Below are 18,136 nucleotides of genomic sequence, written 5' to 3'. Positions count from 1 at the left end.
CGGCGCCCCCCCTCCACCAGCCTGCGGCTGGTCCCCCTCCCCGTGCCGGGGAGGATTTCGGCATGACGCTGGTCGAGATGCTGATCGTCCTCGCGATCATCGGCATCGCCTCGGGCGGGATCGCCCTTGCGATCGGTTCGGCCACCCGCGCGCCGTCGGTCGAATCGGAGGCGCGGCGTTTCGCCACGCGCCTCGAGGCCGCAGGCGACGACGCGATGCTCGGCGACCGGATGATCGCGCTGACGGTCGATGACAGCGGCTACGGCTTCGCGAAGGTCGCATCGGACGGCGTGATCCCCAAGGGCACGCCGAAGCTGGACTACCACAGCCTGCCCGGTGGCGTCGCGATGACCCTCGACCAGGCGCCGCCGCTGGTGCTGGGAGTCGATGGCCTGTCGAAGCCGTTGACCGCGACTCTGGCCAGTGGCGACCAGAGCTGGACCGTCCGCTACGACGGGCTGACCGCGACGGTAGTGCGCGGGCAGGCGGGCACGCGTCCGACATGACGCGGCCGGGGGGGACCGACACCGACGGCTTTTCGCTGATCGAGGCGCTGGTCGCGCTCGCGGTGCTGGCGATCGCGACCGTCGGCCTGGTCGGCGCGATGGAGCAGCACATCGATTCGACCCGCGCGATGGAGCAGAGATCCGCCGCGATGTGGGTGGCGGAGAACCGGCTGACCGAATTGAACGCCGGCATCCCCGCGCCCGAACGCCTCACCATGCTCGATACCAACTGGCTGGTCCGCACGGTGCAGCGCGCCACTGCCGACCCGGCGATCGCCCGCGTCCGCGTCGACGTGTTTGCAGAGGGGCAGACATCCCCCACCGCCTCGCTCGACGGATTCCTCGACACGGGCGAGCCGGTGCCGCAAGAGGGGCGGCGATGACCCTGCGTCGCTTCGACCTGTCCCCGTATCGCCAGCGCATCGTGCTGAACGTCTTCACCGGCGCGGTGATCGTGTCGGTCGCCTTTGCGCTCGCCGGGTTGACGTGGCGGCTGGGCGGCCATGCCGACGTCGGCGCGATCACGGTGCCGCCGATGCGCGCCGCAGCGCCCGTACCCGACCTGGCGCCCGCGCTGGCGCTCGCCCCGTTCGGGCGCACCGGCACCGACGGCGAAGGGGCGACGCCGACGACGCTGCAACTGACGCTGAAGGGCATCGTCTTCGCCCGCCCGGCCGAACTGTCGATCGCCTATATCCAGGCCGGGACGGAGGCGATGAAGCCGTTCAAGGTCGGCGAAGTCGTCGGCGGCGCGACGATCGGCGCGATCCAGATCAACCGCGTCATCCTGAACAACGGCGGGCGCAGCGAATTCCTGGCCTTCCCCGACCCCTTCGCCCGGCCCGGCGCGACACCGGCACCGGGCAGTGCGGGCCCGGTCGTTCCGGCCGGCAACGCGGTCACATCCGCCGCGCCGCCGGTCGCTCCGACATCCCCCACACCCGAAGCCATGCTCCAACGGCTGGGCGCGACGCCGACCGAAGGCGGCTATCGCATCGGCATCGGTGCGCCCGCCGGCTTGCAGCAGGGCGACGTCATCCAGCAGTTGAACGGCACCCCCCTCTCCTCACCCGACGCCGCGCGTGCCGCGATCGCGGGCGCGCAGGCGAGCGGGACCGCCCAGATCCAGATCTTGCGGAACGGCCGGTCGGTGACCGTCACCGTCCCGATGCGCTAGGACTTTTCTACGTGATGCGACCCATCCGCCTGTCGATGCTTGCCCTCGCCCTCGCCGGCACGTCGCTCGGCGCGCAGCAGACGCCGGCCCCCAGCGACATCGTCGTCAACATGCGCGGCGTCGAAATCGCCGATGTCGCCGAACAGATCAGCCGGCTGACCGGCCGCACGCTGATCCTCGATCCCGCCGTCAAGGGCGCAGTGACGGTGACCTCGGCCGAGCCGCTGTCGCCGGCGGGTGTCTGGGACCTGTTCCAGTCGGTGCTGCGCGCGAACGGCTTTGCCGCAGTGCGATCCGGCCGGGCGTGGCGGATCGTGCCGCAAGCGAACGCGGTGCGCGACGGCGGCGTGCCGAGTCGCGGCGCGAGCGGGCAGGAACTGGTGACGCGGATGATCCGCCTGTCGAACGTACCCAGCGCCGATGCCGCACGGATCGTCCGACCGCTGGTCGCCAACTTCGGATCGGTCGAACCGCTGACCGCGCCCAACGCGATCGTCGTTACCGACTATGCCGACAACGTCCGCCGGATCGAGGGGCTGGCGCGCAGCCTGGACGGCGGCGGCGGATCGACCTTTACGACCATCCTGGTCAAGAACGGCAACGCCGCCGACATCGCCGCGTCGATCCAGAGCGTGATGGGTGAAGGCGGCGCGCGCGTCGCGGGCGACGCGCGGTCGAATTCGATCATCGTGCGCGGGTCGCCGGCTTCGGTCGCCGAGGCGCGTCGGATGGCGCAGGCGCTCGACGCGCCGGGCGGCGCCACGCCGACGACGCGGGTGTTCCGCCTGGCCTATGCCGATGCCGAAGCGGTGACCGACGTGCTGCGCGGCATCCTGGGCCAGGAGCAGACCGTGACCAATCCGGTCGCGCGGAGTCTGTCCAGCCGCGGCGGATCGAGCGTGAGCCCGACTAATCCGACCAGTGCGCTGGGCGGACTGATCGCCTCCAACGCCGCGACCGGCGGCACCGGCACAGGCGGCCTGCCGACCGGCGCGACCGCATCGGGCAGCAGCGCGCCGCAACTCGGCCAGCAGACCACCGCGACGCCGCAGGGCTTCGCGACGCCCGACCTGACCGTCCAGCCTGCGCCCGACATCAACGCCATCGTCGTGCGCGGCACGCCGACCGCCATCGCCGGCATCGAGCGGCTGATCCCCGATCTGGACGTCCGCCGCCCGCAGGTGCTGATCGAAGCCGCCATTGCAGAGATCACCGGCGACGATGCCGAGGCGCTGGCGGTACAGATCGGCGCCGCGGGGGCTGCACTGACCCAGGTGCAAGGCGGCGGTACTTCGTTCGGGACCGTCCAGGGCGTGACTCCGCTCGGCACGATCCTGGGCAGCCTGCTCGGCCTGCCGGCCGGCGCACTGCTGGGTGAAGGCCTGTCGGCCAACGTCGGCATCGGCAACGACTTCTCGGTGCTGGTCCGTGCGCTCAGCACGTCGACCAAGGCGAACCTGCTGTCGACGCCGCAGATCACGACGCTCGACAACAAGCTGGGCGAATTCGTCGCCGCGCAGAACGTGCCGTTCGTGACCGGGTCGATCCTGACCGGCAACGGCACCGCCAACCCCTATACGACGATCGAGCGCAAGGACGTCGGCCTGACGCTGCGCGTGCTGCCGCGGATCAACGCCGGCGACACGATCCGGCTGGAGATCGCGCAGGAAGCCTCGTCGATCGCCAACAGCCAGCTGTCGACCGCCGCCGACATCATCACTCAGCGCCGCGCGATCAACACGACGGTGCTGGCCGACAACGGTCAGACGATCGTGCTCGGCGGCCTCATCACAGACGATCGCCAGCAGACGAAGAGCCAGGTGCCGGTGCTGGGCGACATCCCGGTGGTGGGGGAACTGTTCAAGTCGCGCCGCGAGGGCCGCACGAAACGCACGCTGTTCATTTTCCTGAAACCCACGATCCTGCGCGACGGCGCGGATGCGAGGGCGGCGACGGACGGCAAATACGCGCGGCTACGCGGCGAAGAAGCGGCGCTGCGGCAACGCGGCAGCCTGCTGCTGAACCCGCCGGGCCCACGGCTGACGCTGGAGATCGACGGGATTTATTGAGCGGGCCTGTCAACAATCTGGCAAGCTAAAAAGCCTTTCATGGCCATTCCAATTGCCTAGGATAGTCGATAAGCTCTACGCCTTCAAAAGGAAGATCGCGGTTGAAAAAGCTTTCGCGCCTTCAATCAGGAACGCTTGGAGAATTACTTGCGATAGCGAAGCTAAACACACTAGGATGTTTAGCTTATATCAGTCCGGAGGGAGCTCCTGGCCACGACGCCGTTGTCGTTATTGATGGTATCGCACGATCAATCGAGGTGAAGACCCGACAATTTACGCGGCTTAGATCAGAGATAACCCGCTGGCCGGTTGACATGAAAACTAAGGGCGACGCAGACTTTTTCATCTTTATTGAACTCGACTTGCGAGATATGTCTCCCACCTTCTACGTCTTGACGAACGCGCAAGCGCGGCAGGCATTTAAGGATTATAAAGGTGGTGGGAACTGCACACCAGCCAATGTCAGAAAGCTCGCGGCGGCAAATGACTTTTCAGCACTGATTACCGATCTATCGGCGCCTAAACAGGTCGACGTTGCGATCTAACGCTGACCTCCTTATTCGCCTGCCGGCAACGGCACCCGCGCCTTCTGTCCGCCGCGGGTAAAGTAGGCCGCATCGATCGCTAGCGACTCCAGCGTCCAGCCATCGACGCCCTCGCCCACCGCGATCGTGCGCGTGCGCCCGTCGGCGGTACGGACCATGGCGACCGCGTCGGCGCCGATGCGACCGACGATGCCGGCGAGCTGGGGCGCGTCGTCGGGTGCGGGGGGAGCCTCCGATACCGAGTCACCGCCAGCGCCGAACACGTCGCGAGTATAGATGGTCGTGCCGGCGGCGGCTGGACGTGCGGCGAGCAGTACTGGTGCCGGAGGCGTCACGGGTACGGGTTCGCGGCCGATCGCTAGGAGCAGCACCGGCACGGCGAGCGCAACCAGCCCTGCGGCGGCGATAGCGGTGCGTTCGGCGCGGGTCATTGCCATGGGCCGACCACGTCGCCGCTCAGCGTCACCGCGCCACCTGCCGCCGTCATCCGCCATGTCACGAAGCGCGCCAGCGGGCGGCTGCGCTCGAGCATGTCCGCGAAGCCGACGACCGCGTCCTCGCTGCCCGAGACGGTCAGTTGCACGCGGGCAAGGCCGTCGGAAGGCACGGGCGTCGCCACCTCGAGCAGCAGGCCCGACCGGATCGCGGAGGTGCGCAGGCGCACAGCGAGGCGATCGGCAGCGGCGCCGGCGTCGCGCGCGGGCGTCGCATCGCCGTCGATGACGATGCCGCGCGCCGGGCCGGGACCGGCGGCGAGCTGCGCCAGCGTCGCCCGCGCGGTCCGCGCGGCGCGCAGGTCGCGCACGCTGTCGGCGGCGGGGATCGCCAGCAGCGCGGCGGCAGCGACGCCGGCCGCGGTGCCGAGCGCGAGCGGTGTCGGTCTCATTTCGCCTCTTCCAGCGCCACCAGCATCGCGCCGTCACCCCGGCGCTGGCCGGTGTCGCGCAACCGCGCAGTCTGCGGCGCACGGCGCAGGGCGGCGCGCAGGCGATCGGGGTCCGGCGCCGCGACCTCGACCGCCAGGCGGTGATCCGCGGCGCGTCCGACCCAACGCAGCGACGCACCGGTCGGCAGAGCGGTCGCCAGGCCGTCGAGCGTCGCGGCGACGCCCGGCGTGTCGAGGATAGCCGCCAGCTCCTTTCGCGCTTGGCGGACCGCGGAGACGGTCGCCAGACGCGGTGCGGCAGTGCGCTCGATCGCGGCGATATCGCGGCGCACACGCGCTTCGGTCCAGCGCGCGCCGGCCCAGGTCAGCGCAGGCGCAGCGGCAAGCAGGATAGCGACGCTCAGCCCCGCGCGCCGGTCATGGCCGCCGTCGATGTGTGCGAGCGCCGCTTTCAAGCGATGCGCGAGACTGGGGGTGGTGCGCTCCGGCGGCATGGCCGGGCCTTAGCCGGGTTCCGGGTTCGACTGGAAGCCTTCTCGACCCTCAGGCGCAGGCCCGGCCGCTGCGTCACAAACTCGTAACGGATCCGCAACCGAACCGTCCCCGCCCCGTCACGCCGCTGACGCCCGCACCCGCCAAAGCCGCCGGGTACACGAGGCGACACCCGGGGGGACACTCACATGAATTCGTTCGATTTCGGCTACACCGACGGCGACGTCGACACCAATCACAGCGGCGGCGAGTCGCTCGGCGAGATGATCGACCGGCGCTATTCGCGGCGCGACACGCTGCGCGGGGGTGCGTCGGCGGCGGCGATGGCGGTCTTCGGCGGCGCGGCGCTGACGGCGTGCGGCAAGGACAAGTTGGCGCAGAACGATCCGCGCCCGACGATCAGCGTCGGCCAGAGCAGCGCGACGACGAGCGGAAGCAGCGTCACGCTGACCGCGACCGCCACCGACAACGGCAGCATCGCCGCGACCAGCTTCACCCAGGTCAGCGGGCCGGCCGTCACCCTGTCGTCGACGACCGGCCTGACGACCAGCTTCATCGCGCCCGGCGTCACCGCGACCACGCCGATCGTCATCCGCTTCAGCGCGACCGACGACAAGGGCGGCACGACCAGCGCCGACACCACGATCAACATCCAGCCCGCGACGCTGAGCTTCACCGCGGTCGCGAAGAACAAGAGCGACGTCGTGACGGTGCCGGCGGGCTACACCGTCAGCGTCCTCTACCGCACCGGCGACCCGATCACCGCATCGGCCGCGGCATACCGGAACGACGGCACCGACACGGGCTTCTCGGCGCGCGCGGGTGACCAGCATGACGCGCTCCACTGGTTCGGCCTGGCCGCCAGCGGCGCGGTGCGCGACGAAAACAGCAGCACGCGCGGCCTGCTGGTGATGAACCACGAGAATATCGTGCAGGTCTACCTCCATCCGAACGGCCCGACGTCGCCGGGTGGCGTGCGTCCCGAAAGCGAAGCGCTGAAGGAGATCGAGGCGCACGGCGTCAGCATCGTCGAGGCGACGGCGAGTGCCGCGGGCGCGTGGAGCTATGTCCCGTCGGGCAGCCTCAACCGCCGCATCACGCCGAACACGCCGACCAGCTTTTCGGGTCCGGTTCGCGGCAATCCGCTGGTCGTCACCGCCTTTTCGCCGACCGGCGTCGCCGGGCGCGGCACGATCAACAATTGCGCGAACGGCTATACCCCGTGGGGCACCTCGCTGACCTGCGAGGAGAATTGGGCGGGCTATTTCCGCCGTCCGACCGGTACCGACAACGCGCGGCGCACCGCCAAGGACGTCACCGCGCTGGCGCGCTACGGTGTCACCTCGTCCAGCGGCAATTACGGCTGGGCGACGGTCACCCCGTCGGACGCGACCAGCACCCTGTACCGTCGCTGGGACGCACAGGCGACCGGCGCCAGTGCGACCGCCGACTTCCGCAACGAACCGAACCAGTTCGGCTGGGTGCTCGATATCGATCCCTATGACCCGACGAGCACCCCGCGCAAGCGCACCGCGCTCGGCCGGATGAATCACGAAGGCTGCTGGCCGGGCGCGTTCGTCGCCGGTCGCAGGCCGGCCTGGTACATGGGCGACGACGCGCGCAACGAATATCTCTACAAGTTCGTGTCGGCGACCGCCTGGAACGCGGCCGACGCGAGCGCCACCGATCGGCTGGGCATCGGCGACAAGTATCTCGACACCGGCACGCTGTACGTCGCCAGGTTCAATGCCGACGGCTCGGGCACATGGCTGCCGCTCGTCTTCGGGCAGAACGGACTGACCGCGTCGAACACGCTCTATGCCTTTGCCGACCAGGCCGATGTGCTGACCCACTGCCGCCTGGCCGCCGACGCGGTGGGCGCCACGAAGATGGACCGGCCGGAATGGACCGCGGTCAATCCGGTCACCGGCGAAATGTACCTGACGCTCACCAACAATTCGACGCGGACGAACGCCACCACCGACGCGGCGAACCCGCGATCGTACCAGGACGCGCCGAATTTCAGCTACGCCAACCACAACGGCCACATCCTGCGCCTGCGCGAAAGCGGCGACACGACCGAGGCGACCGGCTTCCGCTGGGACATCTATGCGTTCGGCGCGGGATCGGACCTGAACCCGCAGAACATCAACCTGTCGGGCCTCGACGCGTCGAACGACTTCTCGTCCCCCGACGGGCTGTGGTTCGGCCGCGCGTCGAACGCGTCGGGCCAGGGCAATCCGCTGCTGTGGATCCAGACCGACGACGGCGCCTTCACCGACCAGACCAACAACCAGATGCTGGCCGCCATTCCCGGCATGGTCGGCGACGGCGCGGCGCGGACGGTCGTGAACAGCAACGCGGCCGGCACCACCACCAGCACCACAACCTACGTCGGCAAGGCGCCGGGCGGCACGTTGAAGCGGTTCCTGGTCGGCCCGATCGAATGCGAGATCACCGGCGTCGATTCGACGCCGGACGGCCGCGCGCTATTCGTCAACATCCAGCATCCGGGCGAAGACGGCTCGCTCAGCCGGCTGACCAGCAACTGGCCCGCCAGCCAGACGGCCAGTGCGCCGGGGGTCCGGCCACGATCGGCAACGGTCGTCATCCAGCGGACCGATGGCGGGATCGTCGGGCTCTGACCGCACGGGCGGGCCGGGACCGAAAGGGCGCCCCCGGCCCGCAAACCGCCGCAATCCTCGGGCAGCGGTTCGCATAAGGCGTGGCAAATCGTTGTTCGCACGCTAAGCAGCGGCGGTTCGGCATGAATTTGCCCCGTCTCGCTTGATCTTCTCGAGGACTTCCGAATGACCGATCCGACCCGTTCCGCCCCGACCCTCGGTGATCTGATCGCGCGGCGCTATTCCCGGCGCGATGCGCTGCGCGGATCGGCGACGACCGCAGGCGCGGTCGTGATCGGCGGATCGCTGCTCGCGGCGTGCGGTGGCGGATCGGGTGGCAGCAACAGCGATCCGTTGCCGACGGTCACCGCAACCGCATCGCCGACCAGCGCCGCGCCGGGCAGCCGCGTGACCATCACCGGGACCGCCAGCGACAACGGCACGGTCACGTCCACCACATTCGTCCAGGTCGGCGGCGCGCCGGTCAGCCTGTCGGCGACCACGGGGCTGACCACCAGCTTCATCGTACCGGGTGCCGCGGTCGCCAGCACGATCGTCATCCGCTTCACCGCAAACGACAACAGCGGCCAGTCGAGCTCGGTCGACGTCAATATCACCGCATCGGCCAATACGCTGAGCTTCACCGCGGTCGACAAGAACCGCAACGACCGCGTGACCGTGCCGGCGGGCTACACCGTTACCACGCTGATCGCGACCGGCGACCCGATCGCCAGCGGCGTCGCGGCGTACAGCAATACCGGCGCCGACGCCGACTTCACCAGCCGCTTCGGCGACAACGGTGCCGGTTTCCTCTACTTCGGCCTGGTCGCGAGCGGCACGGGCATCGACGTATCGAACAGCGCGCGCGGCCTGCTGGCGATGAACCACGAAGGCATCACCCAGGCCTATCTCCACGCCGGCGGCCCGACCGCCCCCGGCGGCGTGCGCCCGACCGCCGAGGTCGCCAAGGAAACCGAAGCGCACGGCATCAGCGTGGTCGAGGTCGCCGCCAACGCCAGCAACGTCTGGGCCCCGGTGACGACGAGCGCCTACAATCGCCGAGTGACGCCGTCGTCGCCGGTCGTGTTCTATGGCCCGGTGCGCGGCAACGCGCTGCTCCAGACCGCGTTTTCGGCCGATGGCTCCGCCGGTCGCGGCACGATCGGCAATTCGGCGCTGACCACTACCGGTTGGGGCACCGCGCTGACCAGCGAGGAAAAGTGGGCCCGCTATTTCCGCCGCCCATCGGCCGATAATGCGCGACGCACGGCCAGGCAGGTCTATGCGCTCAACCGCTACGGCATCACCGCATCGGCCGGGCTGTACGGCTGGGAAACCGCCGCTGCCGCCGGCAGCCTGTATGCCCGCTGGGACGCGCAAGCGACCGGCAGCAGTGCCACGGCCGACTATCGCAACGAACCCAACCAGTTCGGCTGGGTCGTCGAGGTCGATCCGTACGACAAGGCGGCGACCGTGCGGAAGCGCACCGCGCTCGGCCGATTCGCGCATTCGGGCGTGCACCAGTTCGTGACCGTCACCGGCCTGAAGCCCGCGGTCTACATGGCCGACGCCGGGCAGAACGAATATCTCTACAAGTTCGTGTCGAACACGGTCTACGCCTCGGCCGACACGACGGCGGCCGACCGCATGTCGATCGGCGACAAATATCTCGATGCCGGCACGCTCTATGTCGCGAAGTTCGCCGCGGACGGCACCGGCACCTGGGTTCCGCTGACCTTCGGCAGCAACGGCCTCGACGCCGCGAACGCGACCTATGCCTTCGCCGACCAGGCCGACGTGCTGACTCACGCGCGGATCGCCGGCGATATCCTTGCCGCGACGCCGCTCGACCAGCCGCAGTGGATCCAGCAGAACGTGGGCGCGGTCGGATCGACCGGCATCTCGACCGGCGAACTGCTGATCGCGATGAACGGCAACAACAGCCGCGCGGCATCGGCGACCAACCCGGCGGCGCCGCGCGCCTATGTCGATGCGCCCAACCCGCAGGTCGGCAATCGCAACGGCCACATCGTGCGCCTGCGCGAGGTGAACAGCGCGCCGGACGCCACCACCTTCACCTGGGACATCTACGCCTTTGGCGCCGGGGCCGATCTGGACGCGACCAACATCAACCTGTCGGGTCTGGTCGCGACGAACGACTTCTCGGGTCCGGAGGGTCTGCGCTTCGCCCGCCAGTCGAACCCGGCCGGTACCGCAACGCCGCTGATGTTCATCCAGACCGACGATAGCGCCTATCGCGACGTGACGAACAACCAGATGCTGGTCGCGCTGGGAACCGGTGCGGTCACCGATGGCGGCACCGCGGCGGCCAAGACGATCACCAACGCCGGTGGGACGACGCAGGCGACCCGCGTCGGTGCGACGCTCAGCGCCAACACGCTGAAGCGCTTCCTGGTCGGTCCGGTCGAGGCGGCGGTGACCGGCGTCGATACCTCGCCCGATGGCCGCACGCTGTTCGTCAACATCCAGCACCCGGGCGAGAACGGCACCGCAGCGGCCCCCACCAGCAACTGGCCGGCGAACCAGAGCGCCGCATCGGCTGCCCGCCCGCGGTCGGCGACGATCGTCATCACGCGCACTGATGGCGGCGTGGTCGGTCTGTAAACGGACGCACGACGCTCCCGGTCAGCCGGGAGCGTCGCTGTCGGCCTGACGGGTCAGTTGGCGCCGGCGGGGGCGAAGACGGTCGCCGTCCCGTCCGGCAGGATCTGGACCGCATAGCCGGTGCCGTCGGCGCAGCGCGCGGCCCACATCCCCGGCTTCTTGTCCTTGCGGGATTCGGTCACTTCCTGGCAGTTCAGCCCGGCATCGCGGATCGCGCGGATGAAGACGCCGTTGCGCGCGGCCGGCTCAAGTGCTGTTACCTTGGCCTGGAATTCGCTCTCCGTCACGGCCGCGGCGGGCGTCGCGGTATTGGCGGTCGGCGCCTCTCCACCCCCACAGGCAGCGAGCGGCAGGGCGAGCAGGACGGCGATCATCGGACGGGTCATGGAAACGGTCATCCTTTCCTGAAAGGTCAATCCTGCACCAGATCGCGCACCACCGTGCGATAGTTCCGCCCGACCGGCAGTTCCTCCGCCCGGTCGGTGACGATGGTATAGCCGCCCGCCGGTCGCCGCCGGATCGACGCGACGCGGTCGCGATTGACGATGTGCGAGCGGTGGATGCGCACGAAGCGCGTGGGGTCGAACCGTTCGATCAGGCTGCTGATCGGTTCGCGGTGCAGGTAGCTGGCGTCGCCCTGGAAGATGCGGACATATTCGCCTTCCGACTGCACGCGATCGACATGGCCAAGATCGAGCCGCAGGTTCTCGCCGCGGCGCTGGACCCACAGATGCCCGCTCGCCCCGCCGCCGCCCTGTTCGGCGCGCAGCACGTCGATCTGGCGGGCGAGATCGGCGAGCCGGGTCGCCGCCTCGCGGTCGCCGATCGCGCGGCGGACGCGCTCGATCGCGGTGTCCAACCGGGCGAGGCGCACGGGCTTGGTCAGGAAATCGATCGCGCCGGTATCGAACGCGTGCGCCGCGAAGTTGGGGTAGGCGGTGACGAAGACGATCAACGGGGTCGCGCTGCCTGCCTTGGCCAGCGCCTCGACCACGTCGAAGCCGTCGAGCGCCGGCATCTCGATATCGAGCAGCAGCGCGTCCGGCGCCAGCCGCTCGACCTCGGCGATCGCGGTGCGTCCATCGGTCGCGGTGCCGGCGACCTCGGCCCCCTCGACCCGCCCGACCAGGTCACGCAACCGCTCCACCGCCAACGGCTCGTCATCACAGATCAGGAAGCGGATCATCGGGCGGCCTCGGTGAACGGTATCGCAAAACTGACCTGGAACCCCCCTGCCGGCAGCGCGCCGGCCGTGAAGCCGCAGTCCTCGCCATAGCGGGTCATCAGCCGTTCGGCGACGTTGGTCAGGCCGACGCCGGTTCCGGGCGGCGCGCGGCGATTGCCGGCATTGCCGCCCGAATCGCGAACGCTCAGGCGTAACCGATCGCCTTCGCGCGCAGCGGTGACGGTCAGCTTGACCGGCCGCGTCGACATGGCGACCGCGTGGCGCACCGCGTTCTCGACCAGCGGCTGGACGATCAGGCTGGGCACGCGAGCATCCTGCACATCGTCAGGCACGTCGATCTCGACCACCAGCCGATGGGGAAAGCGCACCGCCTCGATCGCGAGATAGGTCGATTGCAACTCGATCTCCTCGGCCAGCGGAATGTCCTCATGCGGGTCCAGCGCCAGCCCGGCGCGCAGAAAGTCGGACAGGTTCTCGACCATATGCTCAGCATGTTCGACCCGCCCCGCGCCGATCAGCGAGGCGATCGAATTGAGCGTGTTGAACATGAAATGCGGGTTCAGCTGATACCGAAGCGCACGCAGGTGCGCCTCGTGCGCCTCGCGCTGCAACCGCGCGACGCCGCGTTCGAAATCGCGGACCTCGCCCGAATAGACGATCGCCAGCAGCAGCCCCGACATCGCGGCATAGGTCGAGAACCATTGCAGCATCGCCAGCAGGTGAGACGTCAGGCTGGCACCGCCCACGACATCGGCCGGCATCGTCGCGCGAAAGATCCAGAAATTGGCAAAGGCGTGGATCGCCGATCCGGCGATGGCCGCGACGACCGCCAGCAGCAATCGCCGCGACAGCGGGCGGCCCCGGGTGGCCACGTGAAACGCCAGGATCGCGAACGACAGGACGATGCCGACGCCGGTCACGATCAGCCGCGTCGCATGGAAGCGCGCATCGTCGGCCGCGCCGAAAACCCAGCGCTGCACCGTCAGCAGCGAGAATTGCGCCAGCCAGAACAGCAGGATCGTCACCGCCGACACGCGCCGCGTGAACCGATCGCTGGAGGGGTGCTGGGCGGTCGTCGACATCGACCGGTTTGCTAGAGCCAACCGCCGCCCGCTGCCAAGCGCCGAATCGTGCGGTTCGGCCGACCAGCGATGCAGTTGGTGATGCATGGCACCAACACACCGCGCATTTGATCGCCGGAATCGGTCGCTTGGCGACAGTGCCCGTGCGCCGCCCGCGCGCGTTCGGTAGCCAGACAAGCATGTTCGTCGACCACGCCCCGTTCGCCGCCCAGCAGGGCGACCTGACGCGCCGCCCGCTGGTGAAGCGCGGCGCGGTCAGCATGACGCTCGATCCGATCGAGTTCCGCTGGAACGGTGAGCGCATCGCGTTGTCGCGGGTCGAATCGACGCTGCTCGCCACGCTGATGCGCCGCAGCCGGCTGACGTGGGACGTGACCGCGGCAGTGCTCGCCGACGCCGGCAGCTGCCCCGACAGCCGCGACGTGCTGATTCACCGAATCCGCCGCAAATTCACCGACGTGGGCGCCGCCGACCCGATCGAGACGGTGCGCGGCTGGGGCATCCGCTTTCGTACCGAACCCGACCGCGCCGGATCGACCGCGTTCTGGATCGGCGCGAGCGAGACCGGTGCGGTCCTGAACTGACGTTTCCGCCGACCGGATCAGACAAACTTCACAGGATCGGCAACTTTCTGCGACAAATCGCAGGTAGCGCCGTTTGCACACGAGCCGCCGATCGCGCGGCTGCCGAACCCGAACCAGACGAGACCCGATGCGCGCCCATACCCCGTCCCTCGCCGCCCTGCTGCTCGCGACCGCCGCCCATCCGGCGATGGCGCAGACCGCACTGACACCGGTACCCGCGCCGGCGGCCGCTGCGCCGACGACGTCACCGCCGCCGACCGCCCAGCAGGCGCCGACACCGACCGCCACTCCGCAGACTGCTCCGGCAGAGCCCGAGGAGGATGGCGAAGTCGGGGCCGAAATCACCGTCGTCGGCCAGCGCGAACGTGGCAGCGTGCCCGGCGACATTCCGCCGGAACAGGTGCTGCGTCCCGCCGATGTCCGGGCGTACGGCGTCAGTTCGCTCAGCGACCTGCTGAATGAGCTCGCCCCGCAGCTGGGTAGCGGGCGCGGCAGCGAAGGCGGGATGCCGGTCGTCCTGCTGAACGGCCGTCGCATCTCGGGCTTTCGCGAGATCGGCAACTACCCGCCCGAAGCGATCGAGCGCGTCGACATCCTGCCGCCCGAGGCCGCTCAGCAGCTGGGCTATCGCGCCGAACAACGCGTCATCAACTTCGTCCTGCGCCGTCGCTTCAATGCAGTGACCGCGGAGGTCGAGGGCGGCGGCGCGACGCAGGGCGATCGCTACACGACGCAGGACGATGTCAGCCTGCTGCGCATCATGCGCGACAAGCGGGTGAACGTGTCGGTGAAATATACCGGCCAGACCCCGATATACGAAGCCGACCGCGATATCCTGCCGACGACGACGCCAACGCGACCCTTCGCGATCACCGGCAACCTGACGCCGGGCACCGGACTGACCCAGATCGACCCGGCGCTGAGCACACTCGCCGGGCAGACCGTGACCGTCGCTGGCGTCCCGGCGGGTTTGACCGGGCGCCCGACGCTCGGATCGTTCCTGGGCGGCGTCAACCCGAGTGACTTCGGCGCCTATCGCACCGTCAGCCCGGCGACGCAGAAGTTCGAATCGAGCCTGTCCTATGCCCGACCGATCAGCGATACGATCACCGCATCGCTATCGACCGGCTTCGACTGGACGAAGACCGACAGCGCGCTGGGTCTGGCGACCACCAGCCTGACTGTGCCCGCAGGCAACCCGTATTCGCCGTTCGCCAACCCGGTCGTGCTCAACCGCTATCTCGCGGAGGGTGGCGCGCGCGAGCAGAACCGCGAGACGACCAACATCGAGCTGAACGGCGCGCTGAACGGCGACCTCGGCCGGTGGCGCTGGTCGGCGAACGGCAGCTACAACCGCCGCTTCGCCAGCACGCTGACCGACAACAGCTTCGACCTGACGCCGCTGTCGGCACAGATCGCGGCGAACGATCCGGCGCTAAACCCGTTCGCGACCTTCTCGCCCGCCCTGCTGGGTGACTATCGCCGCGATTACGCGCGATCGCTGACGAACACCGCGAACATCGATCTTCAGGCAAATGGCCCGTTCGCGACGCTGCCGGCGGGCGACGCGCGGTTGAGCGTGCGGACCGGCTTCAACCACAACGATACCGCGACGCGCACCATTCGCGGCGACGTCACGACGCTGGGCGAGCAGAGCCGGAACATCGGCAGCGGGCAGGCGCGCGTCGATCTGCCCATCGCCAACCGCGGGCGCGGCGTGCTGTCGGCGATCGGCAACCTGTCGGCCAACGCGACCTACGAATTCAACCAGGCGTCAAATTTCGGCTGGCTGTCGACCTATGGCTACGGCGTCAACTGGTCGCCGCTGCCGGGCAAGCTGTTCATCCTGGCCAGCGTCAATCGCGACGAAAACGCGCCGACGATCAACCAGACCGGCGATCCGATCGTGGTCACGCCCAACGCGCGCGTGTTCGACTTCGTGCGCGGGACCAGCGTCGATGTGACGCTGCTGACCGGCGGCAACCCGCTGCTGCGCTCGCCGGAGAACCGGTCGACCAACATCACTGTGAACGCGCGGCCGTTCTCGTCGATCGAGCTAAATTTCAACGCCGAATATACCCGCAAGCGGACGCTGAACCCGATCCAGAACCTGTCGACGCCGACCGCGGCGCTGGAGGCGGCCTTCCCCGACCGTTTCCTGCGCGACGCGAGCGGACAGTTGATCCGCGTCGACAGCCGACCGATCAATTTCGTCCGGTCGGACCAGGAACAGATCCGCTACGGCTTCAACTTCTCGCGGCGGATCGGGCCCGCCGCACCGGCACGGGGCGGGTTCGGCGGCTTCGGCGGGGCTCGCGGCGGCGCTCAGGAAGCGCAGACCAGGCCGCAGCGTCCCCAGACGCCGGAAGGCACGGTCGGCACGCGCGGTCCCGAGCAGCGCGGCGGCACGCCGGCTGCCGGGGCACCGACGACGGTCGTGATCCAGGAGAGCGGCCCACCCCCGCCCGACGGTGGTGGCGGCCGGCGCTTCGGCGGCCCCGGCGGTGGACGCGGCTTCGGCGGTGGCGGTTTCGGCGGCGGCGGTAACGAAGGGCGGATGCAACTGTCGGTCTTCCACACCTGGAAGTTCCGCGACACGGTGACGATCGCCGGCGGCGTACCCGACCTCGACCGCCTGAACGGCGATGCAACCGATATTCGGGGACCGTTCAAGCACCAGGTCCAGGCCAGCGGCGGCGTGAACAAGAACGGCTATGGCGTGCGCGCCGACGTCAACTGGCAGTCGGGCGCCTTCATCAACGGCGGCACCGCCCGCGCGCCGATCGACATCCGGGCGGCGCCGTTGACGACCCTGGGCGTGCGGTCCTTCGTCACGTTCAACCCGACGATGAAGGCAGTACGCGATCATCCGTGGCTGCTGGGCGCCCGGGTAGAACTGAACGTCCGCAACCTGCTCGACACCCGCCTGCGCGTCACCGATGCGAACGGCAGCGTGCCGGTGAACTATCAGCCCGACCTGCTCGATCCCGTCGGCCGCACCGTCACGCTGTCGCTGCGCAAACTGTTCTTCCAGCGACCCCAGGGTCGCGCGGGCGGGGCGCTGGGCGGCGGCGCCGGAGCGTTGCGTCGCTGAGCTTTTTGGGCTAACGGCGCGAGCTTCCAATCGGAATCGATGGAAACTTGCGGGAGGGTGCGGTCGCAAGCCGTGCCCGTCACGACCGCTAAACTTGAACCGGGTGCGGCCTTGAGGCGGCGCCCAGCAAAAGAGTGAGGAGGCCATCATGGCCAAGAAGATTACCGGCTATATCAAGCTGCAGGTGCCCGCGGGTGCCGCAAACCCGTCGCCGCCGATCGGCCCGGCGCTGGGTCAACGCGGCGTCAACATCATGGAGTTCTGCAAGGCGTTCAACGCCGCGACGGGCGACATGGAAAAGGGCTCGCCGCTTCCCACCGTCATCACCGTCTATGCCGACCGCTCGTTCTCGTTCGAGACGAAGACGCCGCCGGCCACCTTCCTCATCAAGAAGGCGCTGAACCTGAAGTCGGGCTCGAAGGAGCCGGGCAAGGTCGTCGCTGGCAAGATCAAGCGCTCGCAGCTCGCCGAAGTCGCTCAGGCAAAGATGAAGGACCTGAACGCCAACGACATCGAAGCGGCGACGAAGATCATCGAAGGTTCGGCCCGCGCGATGGGCCTCGAAGTGGTGGAGGGCTGAGATCATGGCCAAGCTGAGCAAGAAGCAGAAGGCCTGGACCGTCGACGCGGAGAAGCTCCACGGCGTCGACGAAGCCATCGGCATCGTAAAGTCGAACGCGACCTCGAAGTTCGACGAGACGGTCGAGATCGCGCTGAACCTGGGCGTCGACCCGCGTCACGCCGACCAGATGGTCCGCGGCGTCGTGACGCTGCCCAAGGGCACCGGCAAGACCGTGCGCGTCGGCGTGTTCGCCAAGGGTGCGAAGGCTGACGAAGCCCGCGCCGCCGGCGCAGACGTGGTCGGTGCCGAAGACCTGATGGAAACCGTCCAGGGCGGCACCATCGACTTCGACCGCTGCATCGCGACCCCGGACATGATGGGCGTCGTCGGTCGCCTGGGCAAGGTGCTGGGTCCCAAGGGCCTGATGCCGAACCCGAAGCTGGGCACCGTCACGATGAACGTCGCCGAAGCCGTCAAGGCGGCCAAGGGCGGCCAGATCGAATATCGCGTCGAAAAGGCAGGCATCATCCACGCCGGTCTCGGCAAGGCGAGCTTCCCGGCCGAAGACCTGCGCGCGAACTTCGACGCGCTGGTCGACGCAGTGGTCAAGGCCAAGCCGTCGGGCGCCAAGGGCAAGTATCTGCGCAAGGTCGCGCTGAGCTCGTCGATGGGCCCGGGCGTGAAGGTGGATGTCGCGGAGGTAG

The 18,136-nt window shown here is 68.9% G+C and carries 17 protein-coding genes; 11 read left to right on the top strand and 6 right to left on the bottom strand.

Annotation, left to right across the window (positions count from 1 at the left end):
- The 5 genes from ASE86_RS13460 to ASE86_RS16080 all read left to right on the top strand — a co-directional run.
- On the top strand, positions 1-506 hold a 506-nt coding region (locus tag ASE86_RS13460; RefSeq protein ID WP_321162994.1), incomplete at its 5' end, for a prepilin-type N-terminal cleavage/methylation domain-containing protein.
- Complete coding sequence (gene gspI / locus ASE86_RS13455) at positions 503-889, top strand: type II secretion system minor pseudopilin GspI (protein ID WP_056427956.1); 387 nt, start codon at positions 503-505, stop codon at positions 887-889. The genes ASE86_RS13460 and gspI, both read left to right, overlap by 4 nt.
- Positions 886-1,683, top strand: a complete 798-nt coding sequence (locus ASE86_RS13450; RefSeq protein WP_156347181.1) for a type II secretion system protein N — start codon at positions 886-888, stop codon at positions 1,681-1,683. Before gspI ends, ASE86_RS13450 begins: the two co-directional genes overlap by 4 nt.
- Before the next feature lie 14 nt (positions 1,684-1,697).
- Entirely contained in the window at positions 1,698-3,752 is a 2,055-nt protein-coding gene (gspD, locus tag ASE86_RS13445) for a type II secretion system secretin GspD (RefSeq protein WP_156347220.1), read from the top strand.
- Between the two features lie 101 nt (positions 3,753-3,853).
- A complete protein-coding gene (locus tag ASE86_RS16080; protein WP_156347180.1) occupies positions 3,854-4,297 on the top strand; it encodes a hypothetical protein in 444 nt (147 codons plus the stop codon).
- An 11-nt stretch (positions 4,298-4,308) separates the two neighbouring features.
- On the opposite strand, the gene ASE86_RS13440 is transcribed toward ASE86_RS16080, so the two are convergent.
- From ASE86_RS13440 to ASE86_RS13430, 3 genes are read right to left on the bottom strand one after another with little or no spacing between them, the layout of a single operon-like run.
- The gene (locus ASE86_RS13440) at positions 4,309-4,734 is read right to left on the bottom strand and encodes a hypothetical protein (protein ID WP_235524115.1); all 426 of its coding nucleotides are present in this window, start codon (positions 4,732-4,734) and stop codon (positions 4,309-4,311) included.
- Positions 4,725-5,183 (bottom strand): hypothetical protein, encoded by a 459-nt coding sequence (locus tag ASE86_RS13435; protein WP_056427951.1) that lies wholly within the window; start codon positions 5,181-5,183, stop codon positions 4,725-4,727. The genes ASE86_RS13440 and ASE86_RS13435 overlap by 10 nt, the downstream gene beginning before the upstream one ends.
- Positions 5,180-5,677: a hypothetical protein gene (locus ASE86_RS13430; protein WP_056427949.1), complete on the bottom strand. Its 498-nt coding sequence runs from the start codon at positions 5,675-5,677 to the stop codon at positions 5,180-5,182. Before ASE86_RS13430 ends, ASE86_RS13435 begins: the two co-directional genes overlap by 4 nt.
- Positions 5,678-5,863: 186 nt before the next feature.
- Here ASE86_RS13430 and ASE86_RS13425 point away from each other — a divergent pair, with 186 nt between their 5' ends.
- Complete coding sequence (locus ASE86_RS13425) at positions 5,864-8,320, top strand: PhoX family protein (RefSeq protein WP_056427946.1); 2,457 nt, start codon at positions 5,864-5,866, stop codon at positions 8,318-8,320.
- 165 nt (positions 8,321-8,485) lie between these two features.
- Positions 8,486-10,924: a PhoX family protein gene (locus tag ASE86_RS13420; RefSeq protein ID WP_056427943.1), complete on the top strand. Its 2,439-nt coding sequence runs from the start codon at positions 8,486-8,488 to the stop codon at positions 10,922-10,924.
- Positions 10,925-10,977: 53 nt separating this feature from the next.
- Here ASE86_RS13420 and ASE86_RS13415 read toward each other — a convergent pair whose 3' ends face one another.
- From ASE86_RS13415 to ASE86_RS13405, 3 genes are read right to left on the bottom strand one after another with little or no spacing between them, the layout of a single operon-like run.
- Positions 10,978-11,310 (bottom strand): hypothetical protein, encoded by a 333-nt coding sequence (locus tag ASE86_RS13415; RefSeq protein WP_056427940.1) that lies wholly within the window; start codon positions 11,308-11,310, stop codon positions 10,978-10,980.
- A gap of 26 nt (positions 11,311-11,336) precedes the next feature.
- Positions 11,337-12,110, bottom strand: coding sequence for a LytR/AlgR family response regulator transcription factor (locus ASE86_RS13410; protein WP_056427938.1), 774 nt, complete (start codon positions 12,108-12,110; stop codon positions 11,337-11,339).
- The gene (locus tag ASE86_RS13405) at positions 12,107-13,192 is read right to left on the bottom strand and encodes a sensor histidine kinase (RefSeq protein WP_162233341.1); all 1,086 of its coding nucleotides are present in this window, start codon (positions 13,190-13,192) and stop codon (positions 12,107-12,109) included. Before ASE86_RS13405 ends, ASE86_RS13410 begins: the two co-directional genes overlap by 4 nt.
- 128 nt (positions 13,193-13,320) lie before the next feature.
- Here ASE86_RS13405 and ASE86_RS13400 point away from each other — a divergent pair, with 128 nt between their 5' ends.
- The 4 genes from ASE86_RS13400 to rplA all read left to right on the top strand — a co-directional run.
- Positions 13,321-13,776 carry a winged helix-turn-helix domain-containing protein gene (locus tag ASE86_RS13400; RefSeq protein ID WP_235524114.1) on the top strand — a complete coding sequence of 152 codons (456 nt, stop codon included), beginning with the start codon at positions 13,321-13,323 and terminating at the stop codon, positions 13,774-13,776.
- A 127-nt stretch (positions 13,777-13,903) separates the two neighbouring features.
- On the top strand, positions 13,904-16,870 hold the full coding sequence (locus ASE86_RS13395) for a hypothetical protein (RefSeq protein WP_056427929.1): 2,967 nt from the start codon (positions 13,904-13,906) through the stop codon (positions 16,868-16,870).
- A 148-nt stretch (positions 16,871-17,018) separates the two neighbouring features.
- Positions 17,019-17,450 (top strand): 50S ribosomal protein L11, encoded by a 432-nt coding sequence (rplK, locus tag ASE86_RS13390; protein ID WP_056427926.1) that lies wholly within the window; start codon positions 17,019-17,021, stop codon positions 17,448-17,450.
- A gap of 4 nt (positions 17,451-17,454) precedes the next feature.
- Positions 17,455-18,136 (top strand): 50S ribosomal protein L1 (gene rplA / locus ASE86_RS13385; protein ID WP_056428968.1); only part of this gene is annotated, 682 nt, incomplete at its 3' end.

Source organism: Sphingomonas sp. Leaf33 (assembly GCF_001421785.1).
Lineage (GTDB): Bacteria > Pseudomonadota > Alphaproteobacteria > Sphingomonadales > Sphingomonadaceae > Sphingomonas.
Note: the sequence above shows the minus strand (reverse complement) of the source record. Positions and strands in the feature narration are given on the sequence as shown.

Coding starts and splice junctions, on each gene's coding strand:
- gspI (WP_056427956.1), top strand. CDS start 503: ATGACGCGGCCGGGGGGGACCGACACCGACGGCTTTTCGCTGATCGAG.
- ASE86_RS13450 (WP_156347181.1), top strand. CDS start 886: ATGACCCTGCGTCGCTTCGACCTGTCCCCGTATCGCCAGCGCATCGTG.
- gspD (WP_156347220.1), top strand. CDS start 1,698: ATGCGACCCATCCGCCTGTCGATGCTTGCCCTCGCCCTCGCCGGCACG.
- ASE86_RS13440 (WP_235524115.1), bottom strand. CDS start 4,734: ATGGCAATGACCCGCGCCGAACGCACCGCTATCGCCGCCGCAGGGCTG.
- ASE86_RS13435 (WP_056427951.1), bottom strand. CDS start 5,183: ATGAGACCGACACCGCTCGCGCTCGGCACCGCGGCCGGCGTCGCTGCC.
- ASE86_RS13430 (WP_056427949.1), bottom strand. CDS start 5,677: ATGCCGCCGGAGCGCACCACCCCCAGTCTCGCGCATCGCTTGAAAGCG.
- ASE86_RS13425 (WP_056427946.1), top strand. CDS start 5,864: ATGAATTCGTTCGATTTCGGCTACACCGACGGCGACGTCGACACCAAT.
- ASE86_RS13420 (WP_056427943.1), top strand. CDS start 8,486: ATGACCGATCCGACCCGTTCCGCCCCGACCCTCGGTGATCTGATCGCG.
- ASE86_RS13415 (WP_056427940.1), bottom strand. CDS start 11,310: ATGACCCGTCCGATGATCGCCGTCCTGCTCGCCCTGCCGCTCGCTGCC.
- ASE86_RS13410 (WP_056427938.1), bottom strand. CDS start 12,110: ATGATCCGCTTCCTGATCTGTGATGACGAGCCGTTGGCGGTGGAGCGG.
- ASE86_RS13405 (WP_162233341.1), bottom strand. CDS start 13,192: ATGTCGACGACCGCCCAGCACCCCTCCAGCGATCGGTTCACGCGGCGC.
- ASE86_RS13395 (WP_056427929.1), top strand. CDS start 13,904: ATGCGCGCCCATACCCCGTCCCTCGCCGCCCTGCTGCTCGCGACCGCC.
- rplK (WP_056427926.1), top strand. CDS start 17,019: ATGGCCAAGAAGATTACCGGCTATATCAAGCTGCAGGTGCCCGCGGGT.